The organism is Nonomuraea sp. NPDC049504 (assembly GCF_040676845.1).
Taxonomy (GTDB): Bacteria; Actinomycetota; Actinomycetes; order Streptosporangiales; family Streptosporangiaceae; genus Nonomuraea; species Nonomuraea salmonea.
In genome coordinates this window covers 448,521-471,415 of record NZ_JBFAPT010000001.1, presented here as the reverse complement: position 1 = coordinate 471,415, position 22,895 = coordinate 448,521, and the positions used below count along the sequence as shown (strand labels likewise).

23 protein-coding genes are annotated in these 22,895 nt (G+C 71.7%); 6 read left to right on the top strand and 17 right to left on the bottom strand.

Features of this window, described 5'->3' with window-relative positions; genetic code table 11:
• Positions 1-42: 42 nt before the first annotated feature.
• Entirely contained in the window at positions 43-1,212 is a 1,170-nt protein-coding gene (locus AB0K28_RS02140; protein ID WP_364363998.1) for a CoA transferase, read from the bottom strand.
• 81 nt (positions 1,213-1,293) lie between these two features.
• Here AB0K28_RS02140 and AB0K28_RS02135 point away from each other — a divergent pair, with 81 nt between their 5' ends.
• A complete protein-coding gene (locus AB0K28_RS02135; protein ID WP_345387144.1) occupies positions 1,294-1,824 on the top strand; it encodes a hypothetical protein in 531 nt (176 codons plus the stop codon).
• Here the strand turns inward: AB0K28_RS02135 and AB0K28_RS02130 are convergent.
• Positions 1,814-2,482, bottom strand: coding sequence for a histidine phosphatase family protein (locus tag AB0K28_RS02130; RefSeq protein WP_364363995.1), 669 nt, complete (start codon positions 2,480-2,482; stop codon positions 1,814-1,816). The two genes, AB0K28_RS02135 and AB0K28_RS02130, sit on opposite strands and share 11 nt — an antisense overlap.
• A gap of 50 nt (positions 2,483-2,532) precedes the next feature.
• Between AB0K28_RS02130 and AB0K28_RS02125 the strand changes: the two genes are divergently transcribed.
• A complete protein-coding gene (locus AB0K28_RS02125) occupies positions 2,533-3,393 on the top strand; it encodes an NAD(P)-dependent oxidoreductase (protein WP_364363992.1) in 861 nt (286 codons plus the stop codon).
• Between the two features lie 33 nt (positions 3,394-3,426).
• On the opposite strand, the gene AB0K28_RS02120 is transcribed toward AB0K28_RS02125, so the two are convergent.
• The 3 genes from AB0K28_RS02120 to AB0K28_RS02110 are packed head-to-tail and all read right to left on the bottom strand — an operon-like array spanning position 3,427 to position 7,607.
• On the bottom strand, positions 3,427-5,235 hold the full coding sequence (locus tag AB0K28_RS02120; protein WP_364363989.1) for a hydantoinase B/oxoprolinase family protein: 1,809 nt from the start codon (positions 5,233-5,235) through the stop codon (positions 3,427-3,429).
• The gene (locus tag AB0K28_RS02115) at positions 5,228-7,228 is read right to left on the bottom strand and encodes a hydantoinase/oxoprolinase family protein (protein WP_345387154.1); all 2,001 of its coding nucleotides are present in this window, start codon (positions 7,226-7,228) and stop codon (positions 5,228-5,230) included. The genes AB0K28_RS02120 and AB0K28_RS02115 overlap by 8 nt, the downstream gene beginning before the upstream one ends.
• A 7-nt stretch (positions 7,229-7,235) precedes the next feature.
• Entirely contained in the window at positions 7,236-7,607 is a 372-nt protein-coding gene (locus tag AB0K28_RS02110) for a hypothetical protein (RefSeq protein WP_364363986.1), read from the bottom strand.
• 78 nt (positions 7,608-7,685) lie between these two features.
• Between AB0K28_RS02110 and AB0K28_RS02105 the strand changes: the two genes are divergently transcribed.
• The gene (locus AB0K28_RS02105) at positions 7,686-8,405 is read left to right on the top strand and encodes a thymidine kinase (protein WP_364363983.1); all 720 of its coding nucleotides are present in this window, start codon (positions 7,686-7,688) and stop codon (positions 8,403-8,405) included.
• Here the strand turns inward: AB0K28_RS02105 and AB0K28_RS02100 are convergent.
• Genes AB0K28_RS02100 through AB0K28_RS02090 form a run of 3 tightly spaced genes read right to left on the bottom strand, consistent with a single transcriptional unit; the run spans position 8,354 to position 10,727 of the window.
• Positions 8,354-9,022 carry a DsbA family oxidoreductase gene (locus AB0K28_RS02100; RefSeq protein WP_364363980.1) on the bottom strand — a complete coding sequence of 223 codons (669 nt, stop codon included), beginning with the start codon at positions 9,020-9,022 and terminating at the stop codon, positions 8,354-8,356. The two genes, AB0K28_RS02105 and AB0K28_RS02100, sit on opposite strands and share 52 nt — an antisense overlap.
• Positions 9,023-9,062: 40 nt before the next feature.
• A complete protein-coding gene (locus AB0K28_RS02095; RefSeq protein ID WP_364363977.1) occupies positions 9,063-9,959 on the bottom strand; it encodes a hypothetical protein in 897 nt (298 codons plus the stop codon).
• Positions 9,960-10,016: 57 nt separating this feature from the next.
• The gene (locus AB0K28_RS02090) at positions 10,017-10,727 is read right to left on the bottom strand and encodes a carbon monoxide dehydrogenase subunit G (RefSeq protein WP_364363974.1); all 711 of its coding nucleotides are present in this window, start codon (positions 10,725-10,727) and stop codon (positions 10,017-10,019) included.
• Positions 10,728-10,823: 96 nt separating this feature from the next.
• Here AB0K28_RS02090 and AB0K28_RS02085 point away from each other — a divergent pair, with 96 nt between their 5' ends.
• The 3 genes from AB0K28_RS02085 to cydB all read left to right on the top strand — a co-directional run bounded on the left by AB0K28_RS02085 (position 10,824) and on the right by cydB (position 14,135).
• Positions 10,824-11,675, top strand: a complete 852-nt coding sequence (locus AB0K28_RS02085; RefSeq protein WP_364363971.1) for a polysaccharide deacetylase family protein — start codon at positions 10,824-10,826, stop codon at positions 11,673-11,675.
• A gap of 194 nt (positions 11,676-11,869) precedes the next feature.
• The gene (locus tag AB0K28_RS02080; RefSeq protein ID WP_364364513.1) at positions 11,870-13,225 is read left to right on the top strand and encodes a cytochrome ubiquinol oxidase subunit I; all 1,356 of its coding nucleotides are present in this window, start codon (positions 11,870-11,872) and stop codon (positions 13,223-13,225) included.
• Between the two features lie 28 nt (positions 13,226-13,253).
• Positions 13,254-14,135, top strand: a complete 882-nt coding sequence (gene cydB, locus AB0K28_RS02075; RefSeq protein WP_345387172.1) for a cytochrome d ubiquinol oxidase subunit II — start codon at positions 13,254-13,256, stop codon at positions 14,133-14,135.
• Here cydB and AB0K28_RS02070 read toward each other — a convergent pair.
• The 9 genes from AB0K28_RS02070 to AB0K28_RS02030 all read right to left on the bottom strand — a co-directional run bounded on the left by AB0K28_RS02070 (position 14,104) and on the right by AB0K28_RS02030 (position 22,895).
• Complete coding sequence (locus tag AB0K28_RS02070; protein ID WP_345387174.1) at positions 14,104-14,532, bottom strand: hypothetical protein; 429 nt, start codon at positions 14,530-14,532, stop codon at positions 14,104-14,106. The two genes, cydB and AB0K28_RS02070, sit on opposite strands and share 32 nt — an antisense overlap.
• A gap of 58 nt (positions 14,533-14,590) precedes the next feature.
• Positions 14,591-15,016 carry a hypothetical protein gene (locus AB0K28_RS02065; RefSeq protein ID WP_364363966.1) on the bottom strand — a complete coding sequence of 142 codons (426 nt, stop codon included), beginning with the start codon at positions 15,014-15,016 and terminating at the stop codon, positions 14,591-14,593.
• 32 nt (positions 15,017-15,048) lie between these two features.
• A complete protein-coding gene (gene cutA / locus AB0K28_RS02060; RefSeq protein WP_364363963.1) occupies positions 15,049-17,418 on the bottom strand; it encodes an aerobic carbon-monoxide dehydrogenase large subunit in 2,370 nt (789 codons plus the stop codon).
• Positions 17,415-17,909 carry a (2Fe-2S)-binding protein gene (locus AB0K28_RS02055; RefSeq protein WP_364363960.1) on the bottom strand — a complete coding sequence of 165 codons (495 nt, stop codon included), beginning with the start codon at positions 17,907-17,909 and terminating at the stop codon, positions 17,415-17,417. The genes cutA and AB0K28_RS02055 overlap by 4 nt, the downstream gene beginning before the upstream one ends.
• A 94-nt stretch (positions 17,910-18,003) precedes the next feature.
• The gene (locus AB0K28_RS02050) at positions 18,004-18,900 is read right to left on the bottom strand and encodes an FAD binding domain-containing protein (RefSeq protein WP_364363957.1); all 897 of its coding nucleotides are present in this window, start codon (positions 18,898-18,900) and stop codon (positions 18,004-18,006) included.
• Positions 18,897-20,306: a solute carrier family 23 protein gene (locus AB0K28_RS02045; RefSeq protein WP_364363954.1), complete on the bottom strand. Its 1,410-nt coding sequence runs from the start codon at positions 20,304-20,306 to the stop codon at positions 18,897-18,899. Before AB0K28_RS02045 ends, AB0K28_RS02050 begins: the two co-directional genes overlap by 4 nt.
• A 191-nt stretch (positions 20,307-20,497) precedes the next feature.
• Entirely contained in the window at positions 20,498-21,823 is a 1,326-nt protein-coding gene (locus AB0K28_RS02040) for a solute carrier family 23 protein (RefSeq protein ID WP_364363951.1), read from the bottom strand.
• Between the two features lie 76 nt (positions 21,824-21,899).
• The gene (locus AB0K28_RS02035) at positions 21,900-22,544 is read right to left on the bottom strand and encodes an NYN domain-containing protein (protein WP_364363948.1); all 645 of its coding nucleotides are present in this window, start codon (positions 22,542-22,544) and stop codon (positions 21,900-21,902) included.
• 147 nt (positions 22,545-22,691) lie between these two features.
• Positions 22,692-22,895, bottom strand: a complete 204-nt coding sequence (locus tag AB0K28_RS02030) for an RNA-binding S4 domain-containing protein (protein ID WP_355431188.1) — start codon at positions 22,893-22,895, stop codon at positions 22,692-22,694.

The window sequence follows — 22,895 nt, the reverse complement described above, 5'->3', positions numbered from 1 at the left end:
GGTGCCACAGCCGGTGCCACAGCCGGTGCCACAGAACGCCGCTCATCGTTCGCGCTCCTCGAGCCAGGCCAGCACGGCGGGGCCGTCCTGGCCGAGCGCGGGCGGTGCGGTGTGCGTCATCGGGGGCTCGCCGTCGAAGCGCAGCGGCGGTCCCGGCAGCTCGATGGGGCCGAGCACCGGGTGATCGACCTGGACGACCAGGCCCTGCGAACGGGTCTGCTCCCACGTGTAGACCTCGTCGAGCGTCCTGATCGCGCCCGCGGGCACGCCGGCCGCGCTCAGCTCGGCCAGCCAGTGGGCGCGGTCGTGGGCGGCCAGCGCCTTCTCCATGTCGGCGATCAGCTCGTCGCGGTTCAGGAACCGGTCGCGGTTGGTGGCGTAGCGTGGCTGCTCGGCGTCGATGCCGAGGAGCGCGGCGACCTTGCGCCAGTGGGCCTCGTTGCCGGCGGCGATCTGCAGCATGCCGTCGGCGCAGCGGAAGGCGCCGTACGGGGTGATCGAGGAGTGGTGGTTGCCCGTGGGGGCGGCCACCTTCCCGCCGACCGTCCAGGCGGTGCCGTGGTAGGAGTGCACGCCGGTGACGGCGGCGAGCAGCGAGGTGCGCACGACCCTGCCCGCGCCGGTCCGCTCGCGCTCGTAGAGCGCGGCGGCCACACCGTACGCGCCGTGGATGCCGGCCAGCAGGTCCGCGATGGACGCGCCCACGCGGTAGGGCTCGTCGGCCGACGGGCCGGTCAGCGACATCAGGCCGGCCTCGCCCTGGGCGATCTGGTCGTAGCCAGGGCGGCCGCCCTCGGGGCCGTCGTGGCCGAAGCCGGTGATCGACAGGACGACCAGGCGGGGGTTGAGCTCGTGCAGCCGCTCGACGGGGAAGCCGAGGCGGTCGAGTACGCCGGTGCGGAAGTTCTCGACCAGGACGTCGCTGTGACGGACGAGCCGCTCGATGAGCTTTTTGCCCTCGTCGGACTTCAGGTCGACCGCGATGGACTGCTTGTTGCGGTTGGCCGCCAGGAAGTACGTGGATATGTCGTGATCCGGCCCGACGAAGGGCGGGCCCCACCCGCGTGACTCGTCGCCGCCGTCCGGATGCTCGACCTTGATCACCCGGGCGCCCAGGTCGCCGAGCAGCTGCGCGGCGTGCGGCCCCGCCAGCGCTCTGGACAGATCGAGCACGACGATGCCACCGAGAGGCCCACCGAGGGGTCCGAGCACGATCCCAACCTCCCATTGCGCGTTATGGGGCGAATGAACATTCTCGCAGGCGTCCACCCCCCTTCCTCTACCCTGGGTGCGATGATCGGTCTGCCTGCCCGCATCGCCGCCCTGCCGCCGTCCTGCGGTCCCGTGCGGCTGGTCGCCGTCGATGGGCCCGCCGGGTCGGGCAAGACGACGTACGCGGGGCGGCTCGGGGGCGAGCTGGGCTGCCAGGTGATCGGCAGCGACGACTTCCCCGTGCCGTGGGAGGAAGGACCCGGCGGCTGGTTCCACCTGCTGGAGTCGCAGGTGCTGCGGCCGCTCCAGCGCGGCCTGCCGGGCGGTTTCCGCAGGTACGACTGGGTGCGCGGGGTCTATGCCGAGCAGGTGTCCGTGCCGCCCGCGCCGGTGCTGGTGATCGAAGGGGTCGGCACGGCGCGGGCGTCGGCGGCCGGGATGCTGGCGTACACGGTGTGGATGGAGGCCGACGAGGCCGAGCGGCTGCGGCGGGTGCTGGAGCGCGACGGGCCTGAGCTGGAGCCGCGCTGGCGCGAATGGTTCGCGGCCGAACGCGCCTGGTTCGCGGCCGACCGTACGAAGGAACGCGCCGACCTCGTCGTCAGGACGTGAGATGGGCGACGTCGTTGAAGCGGACCAGCTCGCCCGCCCGCCACACCGACACCGACCCGTTCAGCACCGGCGCGAACGCCAGCACCGCCGACAGCTCCGTGTCGGGCCGCCCGCCGAGCACGTGACGCAGCCCCAGCACCACGGAGTCGTGCGCGACGATCAGCACCCGCCGCCCGTCGGCGCGCCCGCCCAGGTCATCGGCCAGGAACGCGCGGAGCCTGACCGTCACGTCGGCGAGTGACTCCCCGCCGGGCGGGCGGAAGGCGTAGGCTCCGGCGGCCTCCCGTCGCGCCGGCTCGTCAGGGAACCGCTCGCGCAGCGCGGCCAGGTTGCGCCCGGCGAACGCGCCCTGCTCCTGGTCCCTCAGCCGGTCGTCCACGACCACGGGCAGCGGCTCCGCGCCCCACGTCTCCTGGGCGATCCGCCACGTGTCGCGTGCCCGCCGGTAGGGCGAGCAGCACACCAGCTCGGGCGCCTCGCCCTGAGGCAGCGCCGCCAGCAGCCGCCCGAACGCCGCCGCCTGGGCCCGCCCCAGCTCGGTCACCGTCACCTCGTCGTCGCCGCGCTCGTAGACCAGCGGCCGGTCGCCCGCGAGCCGATGGGCGAGATTGGCCTCGCTCTCGCCGTGCCGCACGGCCATGATGACGGACGGTCGCATACCGCCATCCTCACACGAGCCGGCTCCGGGGGTGATCGTATGGTGATCTCATGGTTTCTGTCGCAGTTCTCGGAACGGGGCTCATGGGGCTGCCCATGGCCCGCAACCTCGTCAGGGCCGGCCTGCGGGTCACGGTGTGGAACCGCACGCCCGACAAGGCCAGGCCGCTGGAGGCGGACGGCGCCACGGTGGCGGAGACGCCGGCGGAGGCGGTCGAGGGCGCCGACGTGATCGTGACCATGCTGAGCGACGGCGACGCGGTGCACGAGGCCGTCACCGCCGCCGCGCCCGGGCTGCGGGCCGGTCAGGTGTGGGCGCAGATGAGCACGGTCGGCGTCGCGGCCGTCGGGCGGCTGGCGGCGCTGGCCGGGCGGCACGGTCTGACGTTCGTCGACGCGCCGGTGCAGGGCACCAGGCAGCCCGCCGAGCAGGGCAAGCTGGTCATCCTCGCGGCCGGTCCCGAGCCGGCCAGGCAGGTCCTGGAGCCGGTGTTCGGCGCGGTCGGGCAGCGTACGCTCTGGCTCTCCGGCGACGGCGCGGACGGCGCGGGCACCAGGCTCAAGATGGCCACGGTCAGCGTCGGCATCTCCATGACCGCCGTCGTGGCCGAGGCGCTCGCCCTGGCCAAGGGGCTCGGGCTGGACCCCGACCTGGTCAGACAGGTGATCTCCGGCGGGCCGATGGACAGCCCGTACTTCCAGGCCAAGTCGAAGGCCATCCTGGAGGGCGACTTCACGCCGTCGTTCTCGGTGCGCAACGCCGAGAAGGACACCCGCCTCATCGTCGAGGCGGGCGAGTCCGCCGGGGTGCGGCTCGACGTCGTGGCCGCCTCTGGTGAGCGCTTCCGCCGCGCCGAGGCGCAGGGCCACGGCGACGAGGACATGGCCGCCACCTACTTCGCCGGTTCCTGAGCCCCGGCCAGCGCGATCGGCCGGGGCGCGGCGTCAGAGGTCGTCCACCTCGGCGTGGCTGCGGCCGCCGGAAAGCTTGGCGTAGCCGGGCCCGCGGTCGAAGAAGCGGTCGGCCGGAGGACGCAGGCGGGCCCGCAGCTCGGCCGTGGCCTGCTCGTCGATGCGGTCGCCGTCGAGCACCACGCCGTAGTCGCCGAGCGCGCCCGCGATCGACACCTTCCCGTCGCGCACGTCGGCCGCCACCGCCCGCGGGTCCCTGTCATACGGGGAGCCCCATCCGCCGCCGCCTGTGGTGCGGATCCTGATCAGCTCACCGGCGAGCACGGGATGGTCGTCCACCAGCCCCTCCATCTCCCGGCCCGCGATCTCGACGCGGAACGGCCGCCCGGCCAGGCCGCCGTTGACGCCCCAGCAGGACAGGATCGACCGGTCGGCGATCGACATGTACGAGGCGTTGCGCAGCATCCTGATGTGCTTGTCGTAGCCGAGCCCGCCCCTGAACATGCCGGGCCCGCCGGAGTCGCAGGCCAGCCCGAGCCGTTCGACCCGCAGCGGCCAGCGGGCCTCGGCGAACTCGACGGGGATGTTGCGCGAGTCGGGCACCACGTGGATGGTGTCCTCGCCGTCGGCGTACCAGCGCCCGCCGGACCCGCCGCCGAGCACCTCGCGCATCAGGTAGGGGACGCCGTCGGCGTCCACGCCGTGCACGCCGGTGTAGCGGATGGTCTCCTGGTCGGCCGGCATGCGCCCGCCGGTGGCCTTGGCCAGCACGCCGGCCAGCACGCCGAGCAGGCGCAGGATGACGAAGGTGCGGGCGTTGGTCGGGGCCGGGAAGATCGGGGTGAGCAGCGTGCCCTTCTCGGGGAAGACCATCGTGATCAGCGGCACGACGCCCTCGTTGACCTCCAGCTCGGCCATGCGCTCCGGGGTGTCGGCGAGGTTGCGCAGCACGGGCGCGAGCCACTTCTTCAGGAACACGCCGTCGGCGTAGTCGCCCGCGTGGTTGATGGGGCCCTTGGCCTGGGGCGAGGTGCCGGTGAAGTCGATGGTGAGCGGGGACTCGGCGGTGTGGTCCACGGTGAGCGTGATGCGCTGGGCGTGCAGGCGCGGCTCGTCCACCCCGTCGTGCTCGGCGTAGTCCTCCCACACGTACGTGCCCTCGGGGATCTTCGCCAGCAGCTCCCTGCGGAACGTCTCGGTGGTCTTGCCGATGATGGCGTCGAAGCACTCCTCGACGGCCTCCCGGCCGTAGCGCTCGAACAGCTCGCCGAGCCTGCGCGCGCCCATCAGGCAGGCCGAGCACTCGGCGTCGAGGTCGCCGGCCAGCGAGTCGGGCATGCGGGAGTTGCGGGTCATGATGCGCAGCGCGGCCTCGTTGGGCACGCCCTGGTCGCGCAGCTTGATCGGCGGCACCATGAGGCCCTCTTCGTACACCGAGCGGGCGTGGGAGGGCATGGAGCCCGGCACCGCGCCGCCGATGTCGTCGTGGTGGCCGAACGCCTGCACGAACGCGACCACCTCGCCCTCGTGGAAGACGGGCACGGTGACGCACAGGTCGGGCAGGTGGCCGATGCCGCCTTCCGACAGGTAGACGTCGTTGTGGAAGTAGACGTCGCCGGGCTTCATCGTCTCGATCGGGAAGTCGCGGACGACGGGCTGGACGAGCGCGCTGTAGGAGCGGCCGGTGAGCTTGCGCAGCCGGGCGTCGTGGATGCCGGCGCGGAAGTCGTGGGCGTCGCGGATCATCGGCGAGCGGGCCGTCCGCGCGATCGCGGTCTCGACCTCCTTCTCGACGGAGGCGAGCGTGCCCTCCACGATCTCCACCAGGATCGGATCAGTCACGACTTATCTCCACATTTCCGTATTCGTCGACCTTGGCGGTGAAGCCCGGGTGGACGGGGATCGTGGAGCCGTACTCCTCGATCACCGCCGGCCCCGAGACGGTCGCGCCGGGGCCGAGCGCGGCGCGCTGGTGGATCGGGGTGTCGCGGGTCTCCTCGAAGTGCACGGGACGCACCGACGTGGCCCCGGGGCCCGGCTTGTCCAGGCGCGGGATGACCGGGCGGTTGATGGGCCCGATGCCGGAGACGCGCAGATTGACCCATTCGACGCCGTGGCGGGGGTCGTCGCGGTAGGCGTAGCCGTACAGCTTCTCGTGGGCGTCGTGGAAGCGGGAGACGACCTCTTCGTGCCAGGACTCGTCGATCTCGCCGGCCGGGGCGGGCACCCGCACCTCGTACGCCTGACCGAAGTAGCGCAGGTCGGCGCTGCGCTGGTGGACCGGCTCGGAGAAGCCCTCGCGGTCGAGGGCCTCGGCGGCCTGATGCTCCAGGTCGTGGAAGATCTCGACGGCCTTGCCGAGCGAGAGGTCGCGGGTGACGTACGTACGGACGTAGTCGTTCTTGACGTCCACCGTGAGCAGCCCGAACGCCGAGACGTTGCCCGGGTCGCGAGGCACGACGACCGACGGAAGACCGAGGATGTCGATCAGCCGGCACGCCAGCAGCGGCCCCGACCCGCCGAACGTCACCAGCGGGAAGTCCCGCACGTCCAGCCCCCGCTTGACGGTGAGCCTGCGGATCGCGTTGCTCTGGTTGAACGCGCTGATCTCCAGGATCCCGGTCGCGGTGCGCTCGGGCGTGAGCCCCAGCTTGTCGGCCAGCGCCTCGATGCCGCCGCGCGCCGCGTCCACGTCGAGCGGGATCTCCCCGCCCAGCAGGTGCGGCGGGATGCGGCCGAGGAAGACGTGCGCGTCGGTGACCGTCACCTCGGTGCCGCCCTTGCCGTAGCAGAGGGGGCCGGGGTCGGCGCCGGCCGAGCGGGGGCCGACCTTCAGCGTGCCCTCGGGCGAGATCCAGGCGATCGAGCCGCCGCCCGCGCCGACGGTGACGATGTCGATCATCGGGATCTTGCAGGGGTAACGCCCGATCGTGCCCTCGGTCGTGATGGACGGCTCGCCGTCGATCACCACCGCCACGTCGGTCGAGGTGCCGCCGCCGTCGAGGGTGATCACCGAGGTGTGGCCCGCCGTGCCGGCGAGCAGCGCCGCGCCCAGCGCGCCGGCCGCCGGGCCCGAAAGGACCGTGGTGATGGGCTGGTTGACGACCTCGCGGGCCGACAGCACGCCTCCGTTCGACTTCATCACGGAGAACGACCTGCCGAGGCGGCCGGACAGGTTCGCGAGGTAGCCGCGCATGGCCGGCTTGACGGCGGCGTCCACGAGCGTGGTGACCGAGCGCTCGTACTCGCGGTATTCGCGCAGCACGTCGCTGGAGAGCGAGACCACCGCCTCGGGGTGCTCGCGGGCCAGCACCTCGCGCATCCGCCGCTCGTGCTCGGGGTTGGCGTAGGAGTGCAGGAAGCAGACCCCGATCGCGGTGATGCCCTTGGCGCGGAACCAGCGGGCCACCTCCACGGCCTGCTCCTCCGAGAACGGCCGCACCTCCTCGCCCAGGTGGTCGAGCCGCCCGCCGACGGTCTTGACCAGGTGCACGGGCACGATCCTGGGCGGCTTGACCCAGAAGTAGGAGTTGCCGTAACCGTCGGGCACGCTCTGCCTGGCGATCTCCAGGACGAACTCGAAGCCCTCGGTCGTGATGAAGCCGAGGCTCTCGATGCGGTCTTCGAGCAGCCGGTTCGTGGCCACCGTGGTGCCGTGGACGATCGAGGCGACCTCCGGCTCACCCAGCTTGCCGAGCCCGGCCATGAAGCCGTCGGCCGGGTTCGCCGGGGTCGAGGGGGTCTTCGTGGTGAGGATCTCACCGGTCTGCTCGTCCACCGCCACGACGTCGGTGAAGGTGCCTCCGGTGTCCACTCCGATACGGACGCTACGCATGGGCTCCTCAGCTCCGGCGCCGGCCGAGCACTTCGTCGATCACTCGTGGCGCGTTCTCCGTGCCGACGTACGCGGCCAGGCGCACCACCATCTCCTGGGACCTGGCGAGTTCCGCCTCGACCCTGGCCTTCCCCGACTGGCCCGCCTGAACGCCGAAATAAGCGCCGATGATGGTGCCGATCACCCCCGCCACGCCGGCGAACAGCACACCGAACTCGGCACTGGCGAACACGGCCGCGGCGAAGGCCGCGAGGACCGCGACGATGCCCGCCACGACGACGAGGAAACCATAGCGCCAGCGGGTGGCGTCGGCTTGGGCCGGTGAGAGGTCGTCCTGCGTCATCATGGCGTCGAGCGAGGCTGGTTTGTCGGTGACCACAGATTTTCCTCCTGTAACTCGTGGGGAGAAATGTCCCACGAGGTCATGGAACAAGCCAAGCCACTAAGCTGACGGCCCGTGACTGATCTGTCTGCCTTGTCGCCAGCGCCGTCGGGCGCCAGAGATGCCGTGCTGAAGTTCTACTTCGGGCCCATGGACTGCGGGAAGTCCACTCTGGCGCTGCAGATGAACTACAACCACGCGCGGCAGGGCAGGCGGGGCCTGGTGCTGACCAAGCACGACCGCTCGGGCGAGCCGCAGGTCACCAGCAGGATCGGGCTCGGGCGCGAGGCGATCGAGGTGGAGGACGGCCTCGACCTGGTCGCGCTGGTCACCGCGTACGACCGCGTCGACTACCTCATCTGCGACGAGGCCTGCTTCTACACCGTCGAGCAGATCGAGCAGCTCGCCGACCTCGTGGACGAGCACGGCGTGGACGTCTACGCGTTCGGGCTGGCGTCGGACTTCCGCTCGGTCATGTTCCCCGCCGCCCAGCGGCTGTTCGAGCTGGCCGACGAGGTGTCGCGGCTCCAGGTCGAGGTGCTGTGCTGGTGCGGGCGTCCCGGGCAGCTCAACGCCCGCGTCGTGGGCGGGACGATGGTGCGTACGGGCGAGCAGGTCGTCATCGGCGACACCGACGACGCGCCGGTGCGCTATCAGGTGCTCTGCCGCCGCCACCACCGCGCGGGCCGGCTCGGGGAGGGCTCTCACGTCGCCCGCCACGGCGCACGGCCCCCACTGGGCGGTCAGACCGCGCAGGTCCCGTCGTCGCAGCCGTCGGCGGGCGCGGCGAGCTGAGTGATCGGGGTCTGCCCGGTCCGCTCGGCCACCTCGTCGATCGCGGCGGCGAAGGCGTCCTCAGGCTGCGCGCCCGACACGGCGTACTTGCCCTCGAACAGGAACAGCGGCACCCCGCTGATGCCCAGCGAGCGCGCCCTGGCGAGCTGCTCGCGCACCTCGCCCTCGCCCTCGCCGGTGTCGGTGACGCCCGCGTCGGCCGCCAGCTCGGCCAGCACGGCGGGGTCACCGACGTTGCGGCCCTCGGTGAAGTACGCGCGGAACAGCCGCTCGGCCATCTCCTTGCCGCGTCCCTGCCGGGTGGCGACCTCGATGAGCCGGTGCGCCTCGAACGTGCCGGCGCTGATGGCCTGGTCGTAGCGGAGCTCGAGCCCGTCCTCCGCGGCGACGCCGACGACGCGGTCGATCATCTGCGTGGCGTTGGGGCCGAACTTGCGCTGCATCGCCGGGATCACCGGCTCGCCGTCGCTGGAGGCGTCGGGGTCGAGCTGGAACGGGCGCATCGTCACCTCGATGGTGCCGCCCTTGGCGCGGAACCACTCGGCGGCCCTGTCGAACCTGGTGTGCCCGATGTAGCACCAGGGGCACACGACATCAGAAAAGATCTCGACCTTCATGTCGGTCCACAACCGCCTGCGGACCTGCCTGATTCCTGATTCATCCGGCGGCCAGCTCCTCCAGCCGGTACGTCAGGTACGCCGAGTCGTCCACCAGCGCCGACGCCCCCCGCCACCAGCCGAACCACTCGCCGCTGCGCCACATCCAGTCGACCCGCTCGATGGCGGCCACCACGTCGCCGACCGTCCGCCACTGCTCGCCGAGCTGCTCGCGGGTGGCGCCGTGGCGCACCGCCCAGGCCCGCAGGATGCCGGCCGCCGAGGCGGCGACCTCGCGCGCGTAGGGGTCGGGGTCCTCGCCGGGCAGCCGGTGCGGCCCGAGCCCGGCCGCGACGCCCCAGCTCCACTGCGCCTCGGCGGGCCGGGAGTAGCGCAGGGAGTGGAAGTCGAGGTTGGAGCCGAGGTCGCCGTCGGCGCGCCGGGTGACGACCGCGTCGAGCCTGCCGCCGGCGTCGAAGTGCACGACGAGCCGCTGCCCCGGCTTGACGCCGGGCGGCAGCGCGAAGCGGTCCTCGGCCTGCCAGGAGTTGAGGTCGACCTGCGCGACGGGCGCGCCCCACAGGTGGTCGGCGGCGTCGTCGGCGATCCAGGCGGCGAGCATCTCCAGGGCGGTCAGGTCGGTCCACGGCTCGATGGCGACGGCGGTGCGCACGACCTCGTCGGGCGGCGGCAGCTTCCCCCCGCGCGGTCTGCTCCACCACTGCTCGCCCAGCTCGCGGGTGCCGACCAGCAGCGCCGCGAGGGCGGCCAGCTCGGCCGAGCGCCGGGTGAGCTGGGCGCCACGGGCCAGTTCGAGCGTGCGCTCGGTGCGCTCGGCACCGAGCACGGGACTCACGTCGCCGATGAGCCGTTCGGCCGTGGGCCGCTCCTCGCCGAGCAGGTTGCGTACGACTCGCCTGGCCTCGGTACGTGCGTCTTCAGCGTGTGCCTGCCGCATACTCGCCACGCTACGCCGGGAGATCCTTTTCCGCGAGAGTCCAGGAGGCAGGCGCCGTCAGGCGCGGCGCCTGGTGCCCCGCCCGAGGAGCCAGCCGAGCGTCACGCCGGCCAGCGCCACACCGGCACCGGTGCCGAACGCGGCCAGCATGACCCACGGCCGCGTCTCGGTGCGCGGCGCGCGGGGCCGCTCGTAGACGGCGGCGGGAGCGGCGTCGGTAAGGCTCCGCGCGTCCGTAAGGGCCCCCGCGTCCGTAAGGGCCGCGGCGTCCGTGAGGGGCGCGGCGTCCGTGAGGGGCGCGGCGTCCTGCGCGGGCGCGACGGCCGGGACCGGGGCGCACAGGTGCTGCTCGACGGCGGTGAAGAACTCCTGGGCGGTGCGCTTGGCCACCGAGCCCAGCATGCGCTGCCCGACGCCGCCGATCATGCCGCCGATGACCGCCTCGGCGTCGTAGTCGACCCTGGTGCCGCCGTCGGCCTCGCTGAGCCGGACCTGCACGGTCGCGTCCACGGTGCCGGGCGCGCCCTGCCCGCGCGCCTTGAGCGTGAAGCGCTCGGGCGGCAGCGGGTCGGACAGCGCCACCTCGCCCTGGTAGACGCCCTTGACGGAGGCCACGCCCGCGTTGACCGTCATCCGGTACGTGTCAGGACCGCACTCCTCCAGCCGCTCGCACCCAGGGATGGTCCGCACCAGCACGGCGGGGTCGCGGAACGCCGCCCACAGCCGGTCCCTGTCCACCCCGATCACGACACTGCCCGCCACGTTCATGTCGCCACTCTAAGCAGCCAGAGCCTCCCGGCTTAAGGGCAACACCTGCCAGACGCGGACCGGCCGGTCGATCATGCCTGGCAAGATTCTGTGGTTATGGTGGGAAAGCGACGGGCGTACGTGACGGTGGGTGTGGTGTGCGCCCTGGCGCTGGCCGCCTGCGGGCCGGGTGACGTGCCCAAGGAGTCCGCCGCGCCGAAGGAGCGGCCCACGGCGTCCGTGACGCCGAGCCCGACCGCGCCGCAGGGCCCGCCCGGGGTCAGGCCGCGCAGGGGCGAGGTACGCCCGATCACCCGCACCGGCGACCTGCCACCGGTGATCAGCTCCATCCCGACCAGGCGCAAGGTCGTCTTCCTCACCATCGACGACGGCTGGGAGCAGGACCCTGGCTTCGTCCAGCAGATCCGCGACGAGCGCATCCCCATCACGGCCTTCGCCATGCGCGACGCGGTGGAGGCCAAGGGCACCCCGGACCAGGCGGGTGGCGAGGCGCGCTACGTTGGCGCCGGCAAGTGGAGATATTTCCGTCAATTGCGTGACGCCGGGGTGGCCGTCGAGAACCACACGCTCACCCACCCCAACCTCCGCCTCCTCGGCCGCGCCGCCCAGCGCAAGGAGATCTGCGGCACGGCCCAGCTGATCAAGAAGGAGGTCGGGACGCGGCCGGCGTTGTTCCGCCCGCCGTTCGGCAACTACAACGCCGACACGCTGCTGGCGGCCAAGAGCTGCGGCGTGCGGGCCGTACTCCTGTGGACCGCGACCGTGCAGCCGGGCGGCAAGATCGCCTACCAGGTGCCCGACAAGCGGCTGCGCCCCGGCGACATCCTGCTCCTGCACTTCCGCCCCAACCTGGCCAGGGACTTCCGCATCCTGGTGAAGAAGATCAAGCGCCGCGGTTACGCCCTGGGCAACCTCCAGGCGTACCTGGACGCCGCCGACCCGCGCTGAGGTCCGCCTCGGGACGTACGGGACGATCCGTCGCGCGGGTGACGCGCATCCCCGCCCCAGCAGGGCATTCTCGAAGCTCGGCAACCAGCACACCCGGGATGTGACGAACGTCGCACCCCATTGCTCTACAGCTTGTAGTACTACTGCAAGTAGATGTACTACAGCTTGTAGAGCAACGACTTTCGGCGGGGATGATGGACGCACTAGACCTGGCGCGGTGGCAGTTCGGGGTGACCACCGTGTACCACTTCCTGTTCGTGCCCCTGACCATCGGTCTCGGGATCTTCGTGGCCGGCCTGCAGACGGCCTGGCACCGCACGGGCAAGGAGCACTACCTCAAGCTGACCAAGTTCTTCGGCAAGCTGTTTCTGATCAACTTCGCCATGGGCGTGGTCACCGGCATCGTGCAGGAGTTCCAGTTCGGGATGAACTGGAGTGAGTACTCCACCTTCGTGGGCGACGTCTTCGGCGCCCCGCTGGCCATGGAGGCGCTGCTGGCCTTCTTCATGGAGTCCACGTTCCTCGGCCTGTGGATCTTCGGCTGGGACCGGCTGCCGAAGAAGGCGCACCTGGCCTGCATCTGGGCGGCGGCCATCGGCTCGAACATCTCCGCCTACTTCATCCTCGCCGCCAACGCCTGGATGAAGCACCCGGTCGGCTACGAGGTCGTGGACGGCAAGGCCAGGATGACGGACCTGTGGGCGGTGCTCACCAACTCCACGGCGGTGGCCCAGGTGCCGCACGTGATCGGCGGGGCGTTCGTGGTGGCGGGCGGCTTCGTGCTGGCGGTCTGCGGCTACTGGTTGCTGCGCACGCGTGGCACGCGGGCCGCCGCCATGTGGCGCGGCGCCGCCCGCGCCGCGCTGCTGATGACCGCGCTCGCGGGCGCGGTGGTCGCGGGCACCGGCGACATGTCCGCCAAGCTCATGTACGAGCAGCAGCCGATGAAGCTGGCCGCCGCCGAGGGTCTGGAGCGCGACACGGCGGGCGCGGCGTTCAGCGTCGCCCCCGGCATCGAGATCCCCAAGGTGCTGAGCTTCCTCGCCACCAACGACCCCGACGCCGTCGTCGCCGGCACCGAGGACCTGCAGCGCCGCTTCGAGGAGCAGTTCGGCCCCGGCGACTACCGCCCCAACGGCCCCGTCGTGTTCTGGTCGTTCCGCGTGATGATCGCCTTCGGCATGGCCACCGTCGGCCTGTCGGTGCTCGGGCTGTGGCTGACCAGGCGCCGCCGGGCCTTCCCCGCGTGGCTGTCGAAGGCGCTGCTGCTCGCGCTGCCGCTGCCGCTGGCCGCGGTGATCGCCGGCTGGCTGCTCAGCGAGATCGGCCGCCAGCCGTGGACGGTCGCCGGCGAACTGCTGACCGCCGCGAGCGTCTCCCCCGGCGTGACGCTGGCCGAGGTGGCCACCTCCCTGGCGATCTTCACCCTCGTGTACGGCGTCTTCACCGTGGCCGAGGCCGTGCTGCTGGCCAGGCACGTACGCAAGGGCGTCGAGGAGCCCGCCCCCGAGCCCGCGGCCGAGCGGCGCGAACCGCAGCTCATGTACTGAGCCCATGTGACGAGTTGAGGAGCTTCCCGTGATCGAGTTGTGGTTCGCCATCATCGCCTTCCTGTGGACCGGCTACTTCGTCCTCGAAGGCTTCGACTTCGGCGTCGGCATGCTGGCCCCGGTGGTCAGCAGGAACGCCGCCGAGCAGCGCGCCAGCCTGCAGACCATCGGCCCGGTGTGGGACGGCAACGAGGTGTGGCTGATCACCGCGGTCGGCGCCATGTTCGCCGCGTTCCCCGCCTGGTACGCCGGCGTGTTCAGCACGTTCTACCTGCCCGTGACGCTGATCCTGGTCGGGCTGATCCTGCGCGGGCTCGGCCTGGAGTGGCGGAGCAAGGTCGCGAACCCGGCCTGGTGCGACCTCGCGGTCGTGGCGGGCAGCGCGCTGCCGGCGTTCCTGTGGGGCACGGTCTTCGCCCACCTGCTGTTCGGCGGCCTGCTCGCGGCCCTGCTCGGCGGCGCGTTCACGCTGGCCGTGTGCGTCCTGCACGGCGCGGTGTTCCTGGCGCTGAAGACCACCGGCCAGGTGCGCCGCCGCGCCAGGACCGCCGCGCTCGCCGCCGCAGGGGTGACGCTGCCGGTGGCGGTGTTCGCCCTGTCGGGCCTCGGCACCGGCCCCGCCCTGGCCGCGATGGCGGCGCTGGCCGCGGCCACGGCGCTGATCTGGCGGCGCAGGGAGGGATGGGCGTTCGGCGCGACGGCCGGCGCGATCGTGCTGACCACGCTGGCGGTCTTCATGGAGCTGCGGCTGCGCCCGCTGCCGGGGCTCACGCTGGCCGAGGCGGCGTCGGGGCCGTACACGCTGACCATGCTGAGCTGGATCGGGCTGATCGCCCTGCCGTTCGTGCTGGTCTACCAGGGGTGGACGTACTGGGTGTTCAGGAAGCGGGTCCTGGTGCCTGCCGGCTGACCCGCGCCTCCTTCGTCAGGTGCAGGTCGCCGCCGAGCCGCTCATGCAGCAGGTCGAGCACCTGCCGGCCGGCCAGCACCGTCCACCTGGGTCCCACCAGGTACGGGTTCTTCTCCGGCGCGGCGTCCATCCAGGCGTCCTTCCCGGCCTGGCTGGCGAAGGTCGTGACGAAGAACTCGCCGTCGGGGGTCTTGCAGTAGCCGGTACGGATCTCCGGCGCGTCCACCTGCATCCGGGGCGCGCAGCCGACCTTGGCGGCCAGTTGCTCGACGGTGACGGGGGCGGCGCCGGCCCGCTGCGCGCTCGCCGTGACGTAGCCGCCGACGCTCCCGGAGGAGCAGCCGGCGACCAGTCCGGCCAGCAGCGCGAAAGCGGCCAGACGTGGAAATGTCGTCATGTGCAGAGGTACGCACCTGCGGGAGGCCAGGTTCAGGACCCGCCGACCCCTTGACCGGTCACTGGGGGGCGGGGGTCTGGGAGACGCGGTGGTCGGTCAGGTGGAGGTCGCCGTTGAGCGGGCCCTTGAGCACCTCCAGCACCTTCAGCGGCCCGAGCACCGTCCACTTGGGCCCCACCAGGTGCGGGTTGTACTCGGGCGCCTCGTTCATCCAGGCGTCCTTGAGCTTCTCGGTCTTGAAGGTGTTGACGAAGAACTCGCCGGCGTCCGTCTTGCAGAACGCGGTCCTGACGTCCTCGGCCTCGACCTGCATCTTGGGCTTGCAGCCGACCTTCTCCGAGATCTGCTCGACGGTCATCGGCTTGGGAGTGGCCGGCTCCGCCCCGTCCGCTGCGACGTAGTCGCTCCAGCCGCCTCCTGAGGAGCAGCCGGCGACCAGTCCGGCCAGCAGCGCGAAAGCGGCCAGACGTGGAAATGTCGTCATGTGCGAGGGTACGCAGCCCCGCCGCCTCCGGTTCACCCGGATCGGCCGCCCCTTGCGGTGCGCAGCGTGTGGAGGTCGGACGGGGAGATCGGCATGCGGTCGATCGGGATGCCCTCGGCGTCCTCGACGGCCGAGGCGATGACCGCCGACACCGGGATCACGCCCGCCTCCCCCGCCCCCTTGACGCCGAGCGGGTTGAGCGGCGACGGCGTCTCCAGGTGGCCGGTCTCGACGCGGGGGATCTCGGTCGCGTACGGCATGAGGAAGTCCATGAAGGAGGCGTTCACCAGCTGGCCGTGCTGGTCGTAGACCATCCGCTCGTACAGGGCGCCGCCGATGCCCTGGGCGACGCCGCCGTGGATCTGCCCCTCGACGATCATCGGGTTGATGAGCCGCCCGCAGTCGTGCACCACGGCGTACCTGACGACCTTGATCTCGGCGGTGTCGGGGTCGGTCTCCACGATGGCGGCGTGCATCCCGGCCGCGAACGTGGAGCGGATCGGCGAGTAGTAGTCGCGCCCCTCCAGGCCGGGCTCCTCGCCCTCGGCGACAGGCGGCTTGTCCGGATCGGCGGCGCCGGAGAACTGGGTGGCCTTGGCGGCCTCCTCGTCGAAGGCGTACCTGAGCGGGTTGGCGAGCACGGCCACCGTGGACAGCGGGATGGACGCCGACGGCGTGCCCGCCACGTGCACGAGCCCGTCGGTGACGGTCAGATCCGCGGGGTCGGCCTCCAGGGCGTCGGCGGCGATGCGCAGCGCCTTCTCGCGGACCTTCCTGCACGCCAGGGCGATGGCGTTGCCGCTGACGACGGCGGCCCTGGAGGCGAAGGTGCCGACCGCGTACCCGAAACGGCGGGTGTCGCCGGTGACCACGCTGACCCGCTCGATGGGCACGCCCAGCTCGGCGGCGGCGATCTGGGCGAAAGCCGTCTCGTGGCCCTGCCCCTGCGAGGTGAGGCCGGTGGAGACGTGCACCCGGCCGTCGGAGGTGATCTGCACGTGCCCGCCCTCGTACGGGCCGACTCCGGTGCCCTCGACGTAGCAGCCGATGCCGATGCCGCGCCCAGGACGCCGCTCGAAGGAGTCCCAGCCGATCAGCTCCTTGATCATGCGGAGCATCTCGGGATAGTTCCCGCTGTCGTAGATGAGCGGCCGGCCGTCCTGGAAGATCATCCCCTGGTCGTACGGGAACTCGTCGGGCTGGATGAAGTTGGCCGCCCGCACCTCCGTGCGGTCCTTGCCGAGGTGCCGCGCGATCTTGTCGAGCGTGCGCTCCATGCAGAACACGCCCTGCGGCCTGCCCGCCCCACGATAGGGCGTGACCTGCACGGTGTTGGTGTAGACGGCGGTGAACTCGACCCGGTACGCCCCCGGCTTGTACGGCCCGAGCAGCTGCGTCGAGGTGACGATCGGGACGATGATCCCGTACGGCGTGTAGGCCCCGTGGTCGTGCAGGATGCTCACGTCGAGGCCCAGCACGCGCCCGTCGTCGTCGAACCCGACCCGCACGTGCTGCACCTGCGCCCGCTCGTGCGCCGACGACACGAAGTGCTCGCGGCGGTCCTCGGCCCACTTGATCTCGCGGTTCAGCGTCATGGCCGCCCACGGCACCAGGATCTCCTCGGGCCACGGATGCACGATCTTGACGCCGAAGCCGCCGCCCACGTCGGGCGCGATCACCTCGACCTGCGGCAGCGGCAGGCCGAGCGCGGCGGCCACGGCCATCCTGACGCTGGTCGAGGTCTGGGTGCTGGAGTAGACGCGCAGGTCGCGGCCGTCCCAGCGGGCGTACACGCCGCGGCCCTCCAGCGGCATGCTGGCGCTGCGCTCGATGTCGAGCCGGAAGGACAGGGTGTGCGGCGCGCCCTCGATCGCCTCTCCTGCGCCCCGGCCGTCGGTGGCCGGGACCTCCTGGACGAGGTGGGCGCCGACGTTGCCCGGCACGTCCTCGTGCACGAGCTGCGCCCCCTGCACGGCCTCCGCCAGGCCGACGACGGGCTTCAGCGGCTCGTAGTCGACCTCGATGAGCGCGCAGGCGTCCTCGGCCGCGTAACGGTCGGCGGCCACCACCATGACCACCGGCTCGCCGACGTGCCTGACGACGTCCCTGGCCAGCGGGTAGGCGGTGCGGCCGTGGGTGAGCGCCGGGTGCGGGATGAGCAGCGGCAGCGGCCGTCCGACGCGCTCCGGCAGGTCCTCCCAGGTGTGGATGGCGACCAGCCCGTCCACGTCGAGCGCCGCCGAGACGTCGATGTCGCGGATGCGGGCGTGCGCGTGCGGGGAACGCACGAACGCCGCCGCCAGCGCCTCCTGCCCGAGGTCGTCGAGGTAGCGGCCCTGGCCGGTGAGCAGCCGCTGGTCCTCCCTGCGCGCCACCGGCTCCCCGAGCCACCGCGTCGTCATGCCTCCTCCGCCAGCAGCTCGGCGGCCCGGTGGACGGCCTTGACGATGTTCTGGTAGCCGGTGCAGCGGCACAGGTTGCCCGAGATGCCCTCGACCACCTCCTCGTCCGTCGGCGCCGGGTTGTCGCGCAGCAGCGCCGTCACCGTGCACAGGAAGCCCGGCGTGCAGAAGCCGCACTGCAGGCCGTGGCACTCGGCGAAGGCCCGCTGCACCGCCGACAGCCGCCCGTCCTCCCCTGCCAGGCCCTCCACGGTGGTCAGCTCGGCGCCGTCCACGGTCACCGCGAACGTCAGGCACGAGCGCACCGGGCGGCCGTCGAGCAGCACCGTGCAGCAGCCGCAGACGCCGTGCTCGCAGCCGACGTGCGTCCCGGTCAGGCCCAGGTCGTGGCGCAGGCAGTCGGACAGCAACCGCCGCGCGGGCACGCGCGCCCGCCTCGCCGTCCCGTTCACGACCAGCGTGATCTCGTGGAGCACGTTCTCCCGGCTCATGTTCTCGCGGCTCGTGGTTCCGTGGCTGGTGGTTTCGTAGCTCTTGTTTTCGTGGCTCGTGGTTTCGTGGCTCGTTGTCTCGTGCCGGGTGGTCTCATGGCCCATGGGCCGCCGCCCCCTCCCGCGCCGCGTCGTGCAGCGCCCGTTCGGCCAGGACGCCCACCAGGTGCCGCCGGTAGGCGGCGGTGGCGTGCAGGTCGTCGTCCGGATCGGTCGCGGCGCGTACGGCGTCGGCCGCCCCCGCGAGCTTGTCGAGCTCCACGACGACCGGCACGGGCCCGACCCCGATGCACGCCACCCGCGCCCGCCCGTCCGGCGTGACCAGCGCGCACACCCCGGCCAGCGCGTAGTCGCCGTGCCGCCGCGCCACCTCGTGGAACGCCACCCCCACGCCCTCCTCCACCGCGGGGAAGAACGCCGAGACGGCCAGCTCGCCGGGCCGCGCCGCCGACTCCATGGGCCCGACGAAGAACTCGGCGGCCGGCACGTCACGCATCACCGCCACACCGCCGGCCGAGCGCTCGGCCGCACCACCGGCCGAGCCGCCATCCGGGGAGCCGCCGGCCGGGCCGCCGTCCCATCGGGCCAGCCGAACGGAGCCGCCCAGCACCGCCAGCACCGCGGGCAACTCGGCCGCCGGATCGGCGTGCACGAGGCTGCCCACCACCGTGCCGCGATTCCTGATCACGGGGTGGGCGACCAGCTTGAGCGCCTGCGTCAGCAGCGGGTGCGCGCCCGCCCGCTCGGCGTCGGAGTGCCGGACCAGCGCCCCCACCCGGACGCCCTCCGGCGTCACCTCCAGGCCGTCGAGCCCCGCCACCCGGTTGATGTCCACCAGGTGGCCGGGCGCGGCCAGCCGCATGTTCAGCATGGGGATGAGGCTCTGCCCGCCCGCCAGCACCTTGCCGCCCTCGGCCCCCACCTCGGCCAGCGTCCGCAGCGCCGCGCCGAGGTCGCGGGGAGCGTGGTAGGCGAAGGGCGGCGGCTTCAAGCCTCACTCCGTACGGGCTCCGGGCTGCGTCCCGCGATGGCGCGCAGCAGGTGGTAGCCGCCCAGCACCACGATCGTGCCGAGCGCGATGCCCTCCAGGGTGAAGTCGCCTCCGATGGCGTGCTGCACGGGTCCGATGGCCAGGATCATGCCCGCCCCGATCGGAACCATGTTCACGGGATCGGCGAAGTTCACCCGGTTCTCGATCCAGATCTTCGCGCCGAGCAGGCCGATCATGCCGTACAGGATGACCGTGACGCCGCCCAGCACGCCGCCCGGCGTGGCCGCGACCAGCGCGCCGAACTTCGGGCACAGCCCGAACGCGATGGCGATGACGCCGGCGATGTAGTAGGCGGCCGTCGAGTAGACCTTGGTGGCCGCCATGACGCCGATGTTCTCCGCGTACGTCGTGGTCGGCGAGCCGCCCACCGCGCTGGTGACCACGGTCGCGACGCCGTCGGCCGTCACGGCGCGGCCAACGTACGGGTCGACGTCCGTGCCCGTCATCTCCCCCACGGCCTTGACGTGCCCGATGTTCTCCGCGATCAACGCGATCACGGCCGGCAGCACCAGGAGCACCGCCGAGGTCTTGAAGTCGGGGGCGTGGAAGTTCGGCAGCCCGAACCAGGGCGCCGCCGCCACCGCGTCGAAGCTCACCCGGTCGTGCGGGAACGCCGTGGCCACGCAGTACGTGCCCTCGACCGGGCAGGCCGCGCCCGCCGCGTCGCGCAGGTTCGCGCCGGGCAGCACCGACGTGACGGGCCCCACCGCCAGGTCGAGCAGCCACGACAGCACGAACCCGGACACCAGCCCGATCAGCACCCCGATCCGCCCGATGAACCCCTTGAACAGCACGATCACCACGAACGTGATGAGCATCGTGATGAGCGCCACCCAGTGGTCCTGCGGCCAGTAGACGTCCGCGACCACGAACGCCAGCCCGAACCCGATGAGCATCACCACCGCGCCGGTCACCACCGGCGGGAAGATCTTGTGGATGATGGACACGCCGAGGAAGTGGATCGCCAGCCCGGCCAGCGCCAGCACGAACCCGGCCACCAGGATCGCGCCCGTCACGATCGCGTCGGCGCCCGCGGTGTCGCCGCCGGCCGCCGCCCTGATGGCGAACACGCCGCCGACGAACGACGCGCTCGTGCCCAGGTAGCTGGGCACCTTTCCCTTGACGATCAGCAGGAACAGGATCGTCGCGACGCCCGACATCATCACCGCGACGTTGGGGTCGAGCCCCATCACCAGCGGGAAGACGAACGTCGCCCCGAACATCGCGATCACGTGCTGTGCCCCGAACCCCACCATCCGGGGCCAGCTCAGCCGTTCGTCCGGCCTGACCACCTCGCCGGGGGCCAGATGCCTGCCGTCACCGTGTTTGGTCCATCCCACAACCATGGCAAGCCCCTCTTGTACTGGGCGCTGGGCCGGCGTCACGTACCGTTGCGGGCACATTAGGCCCGACGGCACGCGCTCACACGGGCATGATCTGCCAAATCTGGCCCGCCGACCAGAGCCAACCTCGCGCACATGAGCAGACCCGCCCTGTGAGGGGTGTCATGTGAGGGATGTTCGGTGAGTGCGGAGGGCTATGAGGCCGCGGGCTCCTCGCGCCGGACGGCGCGCAGCAGGTGGTAGCCGAGCAGCAGGACGATCGTGCCGAGCGCGATGCCGCTCAGCGCGAACGTGTCGGTGATCGGGAACGCGACCGGGCCGATCGCGCAGATGATGCCCGCCCCCGTGGGCACCAGGTTGCCCGGGTCCGACAGGTTCACCCGGTTCTCGATCCAGATCTTGGCGCCGAGCAGGCCGATCATGCCGTACAGGATGGTCGTCACGCCGCCCAGCACGCCGCCGGGCGTGGCCGCGATGAGCGCGCCGAACTTGGGGCACAGGCCGAACAGGATCGCGATCACCGCCGCGATGTAGTAGGCGGCCGTCGAGTAGACCTTGGTGGCCGCCATGACGCCGATGTTCTCCGCGTACGTGGTCGTCGCCGGCCCGCCGACCGCCGTCGCCACCACCGTGCCGACGCCGTCGGCCATCACCGCGCGGCCCATGTAGGCGTCCACGTCCGTGCCGGTCATCTCGCCCACGGCCTTGACGTGCCCGACGTTCTCCGCGATGAGCGCGATCACCACCGGCAGCACCAGCACGATCGCCGAAGCCTCGAACACCGGCCCGTGGAACGACGGCAGGCCCACCCAGTCGGCCTGCGCGACCGCGTCGAGGTTGACCCGGAAGTGCTCGGTCACCTGGCCGCTGTCGTCGGGTGCGGTGATCTTGCCGCCGACGACGTCCCATCCCCACGACAACAGGAACCCGAACACCAGCCCCAGCAGCACCCCGATCCGGCCGAGGAAGCCGCGGAACACGCCGATGAACACGAACGTCGCCGCCATCGTCAGCAGCGCCACCCAGGGGTCCTTCGGCCAGTAGACGTCGGCCGCCACGTACGCCATGCCGAACCCGATGAGCATGACCACGCCGCCGGTGACGATGGGCGGGAACACCCGGTGCAGGACGCCGACGCCCAGCTTGTGGATCGCGAACCCGCAGACGGCCAGCACCACCCCGACCGCCAGCAGCGCCCCCGTGACGGTCGCGTCGCCGCCGCCCGCCGCCCTGATCGCGACGACCGCGCCGACGAACGACGCGCTGGACCCGACGTAACTCGGGATCCTCCCCTTCACGATGAGCAGGAAGAGGATCGTCGCGACCCCGGACATCATCACGGCCAGGTTCGCATCCAGCCCCATGACCAGCGGGAACACGAACGTCGCCCCGAACATCGCGATGACGTGCTGCGCGCCGATGCCCACCATCCTGGGCCAGCTCAGCCGCTCGTCCGGCTTGACCACCTCACCCGGCGTCAGGCGCTTCCCATCGCCGTGCACCTTCCACCCCAACGCCACGCCCGCACCTCAATCTCCCGCCTGACCAGCGGGTACGACCACGAAATATGTCGCAGAGCACAATAGAGGGTGCCCCCTAATTCCAGTACGCCGGGCGCCGATATTCGACGCCGTCCGGCCCGCACACCACTTCGGGGAACTGGCTCTGGCGGACGATCGCGTCGCCCAACGGCAACCACGCGTCGCTCACCTGCCGCAGGCTCTCCGAGCGCCGTCGCGGCGGGAACACGGTGACCACCCTGGTCTTGGTGCCACGCACCGCGTCGATCCTCCTGATGACGTGCACGGCGGCGCACAGGTCGGAGTCGGCCGACACGACCATGACCGCGTCGACCCGTCCGGTCGCCACGTCGTCCACCATGGCCGCGGCCAGCGCCACGTCGGACTGCTTCTCGGCGTAGGTCCGCCACTTGTGACCGCAGGCGCGGCAGCGGCACTTCTGCTCCTGGAACCGGCCCAGGACCACCCGCGCCCCGCTGCACTCCAGCGCCGCGAGGTAGACCTGCTGGCGGGCCGTGGCCGGCGGGTCGTCGCGGATGGGGGCCGAGAAGTAGTTGAGCCCGACGAGCCGCTGGTGCGGGCGGAGCACCCGCGTCGCCATGCCGAGGAGGTCGAGCCAGAGGAAGCGCCTGCCGCCGAGTTCGCGCAGTCCGTAGTACATGTTGAAGCCGTCCACGTAGACGCCTACGCGCTGACCTTCGGGATTCGACTTGTCGCGCACCGCTATCACGTCCTAACATGTAGTGACCCGCCCGGGGCTACGATCCCGGGTACTACGGCCCCCGTCAGGGGGCCGTTTCTTTTTGCGGCACTGATGCTAGTAAACAGTACGTAATGACGTGATGACTTTTCGTGAACGCCCGCCGCGCTACTCCACGCGGATCGAGAACCCCTCGCCGCTGACCACCTGGCCCGACCGGATCTTGGCGCGTTTGCGCAGCTCGACCTCGCCGTCGACCATCACCATGCCCTCGGCGACGAGCTGTTTGGCCATGCCGCCCGTCTCGGTGATGCCGCAGTATTTGAGCAGGTCGCACAGCGGGATGTAGTCGGAGCGCAGTTCGAAGTCCAC